This is a genomic window from Bacillus sp. NPDC060175, assembly GCF_042728695.1.
Taxonomy (GTDB): Bacteria; Bacillota; Bacilli; order Bacillales; family Bacillaceae_G; genus Bacillus_A.
The window spans coordinates 1-3,533 of record NZ_JBHWYR010000169.1; the positions used below are offsets into that span (position 1 = coordinate 1).

Genomic DNA, 3,533 nt, shown 5'->3' on the forward strand with positions numbered 1-3,533 from the left:
TTTTTCTTACCGATTGTAGTGGCTATGGTTCACAGCAGTTTTGCATTTCTAACTTTTCATCAATTAGGACAAACAGTAAGTAGGGAAATGTCCGTAATTCAAAGTTCAATTGTTGTATTAATAAGCTTTATTTGTATACAAATTATTTACTTCCTTATTATTAGAAATCACTATTTAAAACGCATATGTACAAAAATATATTTATAAAAAAGTAAACAAAAAATTCAAGGTGCATACTCAATCACTAATTATGGTTGGCTATGCACCTTTAGAATGTTAAAAATATACCAAGGTTAATATGTATTTGTTCCGATTTATTTTGATATTCTTGGCTTAATCATTTGTCAGTGGCTCAAAAAAAGGAATCATGGTCGTACCCCTTTTAGATAGCCCTAATAGGTATAAAATTTATAAGTTTTTTTAGTTAATCTGTAAAATGGATATTGTATTTAATGAAGCGCCCTGTAAACAGGGCGCTTTTCCAATTATATCCTACTCATCTAATTGGAAAGTCAACATGCTATTTTAAGTAAAGAAAAAAGATGGAAACCATCTCTATTAAGTTTATTAATTAAGAAACAATAAATATACGCTTTATTGGATACTTGTTGCATTTGAGGGGGGATGTAAGATATCATCTTTTTTAAATAAGTAAAATATAAAACACTAAACGAACTTTAAAAATTACACCTAAATTAAAGGAGAGTACGAAATGAATACAATCATGATTGTAGAAGATGATATGAAAATCGCTGAATTACTGGGAACTCATATAAAAAAATATGGATACCAAAGTGTTATTATAGAGGATTTTGAAAATATCTTAGAAATATTTCAAGAGATAAAACCAGATTTAGTGCTATTAGATGTAAATTTACCTAATTTTGACGGTTATTATTGGTGTCGCCAAATACGAGCTATTTCTACTTGTCCAATTGTATTTCTATCTGCAAGGAGTGGAGAGATGGATCAAGTTATGGCTTTAGAAAATGGTGGTGATGACTACATTACAAAACCTTTTTATTATGAAGTTGTAATGTCTAAAATCCGTAGTCAACTCAGAAGAGCATACGGTGAATATGCTCCTAAAGTAAAAGAACGAATAGTTGAGCAATCAGGATTATTCCTGTTCCCAGAAAGAATGGAACTTCAACTAGATGATAAGACAATTTTACTTACTAGAAAAGAAACAACTTTATTGGAAATATTGATAACAAAGTCTCCGCTCCTTGTAAAACGTGAAGTGATTTTAGAGCAACTATGGGATAGTTCATATATAGACGAGAATACATTGAGTGTAAATATAGGGAGAATTAGAAGGAAGTTGCAAGATTTAGGTATTGAAAACGCACTAGAGACAGTTCGTGGTGCTGGATATCGTTTGCATGCCACTTGGGAGAAGGAAGGAAAGGAATAATGAAATTATTTTTACAAGAACATATTCCACTCATTTGTTATACATTTGCCCAATTGCTTATCATTCTTTTTATATATTGGTTTGATGGTTATCCACATATTTTGACAGCATTATATTCTGTATTTTTGGGTATTTTTTTATTAATGGGTTATCTAATATTTCGTTATTATAGTCATCGTTCATTCTACAAGCGTCTATCAACACCAATGGAAACATTAAATGAGTCAATAAAAGATAGTGATTTGACTCCATTATCAATGGCCCTAGATCAATTACTACAAACTCAATATCAATATTATCAAAACCAATTAAAAAAATGGGAACGAAAACAACAAGAACAAACGACTTTTATGAATCAATGGGTTCATCAAATGAAAACACCTCTTTCTGTTATTGAGTTAATTACACAAGATGCAGATGACTTTCGATTTGACAGTATTAATGAAGAAACGGAAAGAATCAAAAAAGGATTAGAAATGGTCTTATATGTTGCTCGTTTAGAAACATTCGAACAGGATTTTCATGTAGACAGATTGCAATTATTGGGAATGGTTGATTCTGTCATTCATGAAAATAAACGTCTGTTTATACGTAATTATGTGTATCCAGAGGTAAAAGTAGATCCGAGCCTTATTGTAGAAACAGATAAGAAATGGTTTCGATTCATACTCAATCAAGTGCTGTCAAATGCAATCAAATATTCATCAAGTAAGAAAGAGAAAGTAATAGTATCGGCGTATTCAAAAGGACGAGCAATTATTTTGGAAGTAAGAGATTATGGAGTGGGTATTCCTACTGCTGATTTACCACGTGTTTTCAATCCATTTTATACTGGAGAAAATGGTAGGAAATTTAAAGAGTCTACGGGTATGGGATTATATCTTGTTAAAGAAGTTTGTGGAAAATTAAATCATAAGATTGAGATAGAATCTGAGGTAGGTAAGGGAACCAAAGTTAGAATCGTATTCCCTTATGCATCTCGTTAACCGATGAAAGAAAGATTATTCATCGGTTTTTTCTTTTGAATCTTACAAACTTGTTAGGGAAATGTTAGGGAAATCGATATGAGACATACTATATATTGTTTACACTTAATGTAGCAAAAAAGAAATGGAAGGTGGAATATTTGTGGAGGTACTAAATGTTTCAAATTTGGGAAAAGTATATACTGGAAAAATTTCTTATACAGCACTATCTCATATTGAATTAAAAATAAAAAAAGGTGAATTTGTTGGAATTATGGGACCATCTGGGAGTGGTAAAACAACGTTATTAAATATGGTGTCTACGATTGATGCTCCAACATCAGGAGAAGTATTAATTCATGGAGAAAACCCATATCTGTTATCTCCAAATCAGTTGTCTTTATTTCGAAGACGTGAACTAGGATTCGTTTTTCAATCATTTAATCTCCTTAATACATTAACGGTGAAAGAAAATATTGTTCTTCCACTTACACTAGATGGTGTAAGCCCTCGTGAAATGAACGGGAAAGTAGAAGCTATTGCTGAAAAACTAGGGATAACTGAAATATTGGATAAACGTACGTATGAAATTTCCGGTGGACAAGCACAAAGAACAGCGATCGCACGTGCTACTATTCATAATCCAAAATTATTACTTGCAGATGAACCTACAGGAAATCTGGATTCAAAATCAGCTCGTGATGTGATGGAACTATTGACAAGGCTTAACAAAAAAAATGACACAACGATGATGTTAGTGACACATGACGCGATGGCTGCAAGTTATTGTGATCGAATTGTGTTTATCAAAGATGGACAGTTATACAATGAGATTTATTGTGGAGATAATCGCAAAGTATTCTATCAAAAAATTCTAGAGGTTTTAGCGTTGTTAGGAGGAGATGCATATGACTTTTCGACAGTTCGCGTTTAAAAACGTCATTCGAAGTAAACGAACATATTTGGCTCATTTTTTAAGTAGTACGTTTGCTATTATGATTTTCTTTACTTATGCATTACTTGCATTTCATCCTAATTTACAAGGCGATCTTGCTTCCAGTGTAACAATCAATACATTTGCAAAGTCAGGATTACAGATATCGCAGGGGTTAATATTTTTCTTCTCATTCTTCTTTATCCTATATTCTGTA

Annotated in this window: 3 protein-coding genes and 2 pseudogenes; all 5 read left to right on the forward strand. The window is 31.9% G+C overall.

The features are described 5' to 3' along the window. Nucleotides 1-207, forward strand: a pseudogene (locus ACFWDE_RS30160) (ABC transporter permease); the annotation flags it as partial. Between the two features lie 505 nt (nucleotides 208-712). Next, entirely contained in the window at nucleotides 713-1,417 is a 705-nt protein-coding gene (locus ACFWDE_RS30165) for a response regulator (RefSeq protein WP_377896351.1), read from the forward strand. Then, the gene (locus ACFWDE_RS30170; RefSeq protein ID WP_377896352.1) at nucleotides 1,417-2,403 is read left to right on the forward strand and encodes a sensor histidine kinase; all 987 of its coding nucleotides are present in this window, start codon (nucleotides 1,417-1,419) and stop codon (nucleotides 2,401-2,403) included. Before ACFWDE_RS30165 ends, ACFWDE_RS30170 begins: the two co-directional genes overlap by 1 nt. A 142-nt stretch (nucleotides 2,404-2,545) precedes the next feature. After that, the gene (locus tag ACFWDE_RS30175) at nucleotides 2,546-3,316 is read left to right on the forward strand and encodes an ABC transporter ATP-binding protein (protein WP_377896353.1); all 771 of its coding nucleotides are present in this window, start codon (nucleotides 2,546-2,548) and stop codon (nucleotides 3,314-3,316) included. Continuing rightward, a pseudogene (locus tag ACFWDE_RS30180) lies at nucleotides 3,291-3,533 on the forward strand (ABC transporter permease); the annotation flags it as partial. The gene ACFWDE_RS30175 and the pseudogene ACFWDE_RS30180, both read left to right, overlap by 26 nt.

Excerpts from the sequence above, each read along its gene's own strand:
- ACFWDE_RS30165 (WP_377896351.1), top strand. The coding sequence starts at position 713 with ATGAATACAATCATGATTGTAGAAGATGATATGAAAATCGCTGAATTA.
- ACFWDE_RS30170 (WP_377896352.1), top strand. The coding sequence starts at position 1,417 with ATGAAATTATTTTTACAAGAACATATTCCACTCATTTGTTATACATTT.